Origin of the sequence: Herbiconiux daphne, assembly GCF_024979295.1 — a bacterium.
Classification (GTDB): domain Bacteria; phylum Actinomycetota; class Actinomycetes; order Actinomycetales; family Microbacteriaceae; genus Herbiconiux; species Herbiconiux daphnes.
The window spans coordinates 1-536 of record NZ_JANLCJ010000750.1 but is presented as its reverse complement, the minus strand read 5'-3'; the positions used below and the strand labels follow the sequence as shown (position 1 = coordinate 536).

General features: G+C 47.8%; 2 protein-coding genes. Both read left to right on the top strand.

What is annotated here, in order from left to right:
* The coding region (locus N1032_RS27495) for an LPXTG cell wall anchor domain-containing protein (protein WP_259543901.1) at positions 1 to 191 on the top strand (191 nt) is incomplete at its 5' end.
* A 113-nt stretch (positions 192 to 304) separates the two neighbouring features.
* Positions 305 to 536 (top strand): hypothetical protein (locus tag N1032_RS27490; RefSeq protein WP_259543900.1); only part of this gene is annotated, 232 nt, incomplete at its 3' end.

Genomic DNA, 536 nt, shown 5'->3' with positions numbered 1-536 from the left:
AGACGGAATCGGCAAAAACTCAACAAGCCGTATCAAAATTAATTGCACAATCAACCGAACGTAACACATTGCCAAAAACGGGTGAATCATCAATCGTTGGCACCATCTTGACAAACATCGGAATCGGACTTGTTGTCTTGGTCGGTGGTGCATGGCTAGTGTTGTTCAAGAAAGGACGTCACCAAAAATAATGTTCAAAGCAATCGCAATCACTATGTTAGCATTCGGGGTTCATGTGTCGCCACATGTTTCCCCGCATGTATCGCCACATGTTTCACCACACGCAACACCACACACGTCGCACGTGACGCCACACGAAACACCACACACGTCGCCACACGTGTCCGAGGGCAATCATAGCCCAAAAGCACCAAAAAGCCATGAAGGGCATTTCAATGGCTCAAATCGCAACAAGGGCTACACATCGAGTTTGAAGCATGGGTGGTTGTGGTGGCATATCCATCAACCCGTCCATCATTCCGGTGGTAAGGCGGACACCTACAAATTAGATTGGGCTCAAATCATTTTGATGTCGG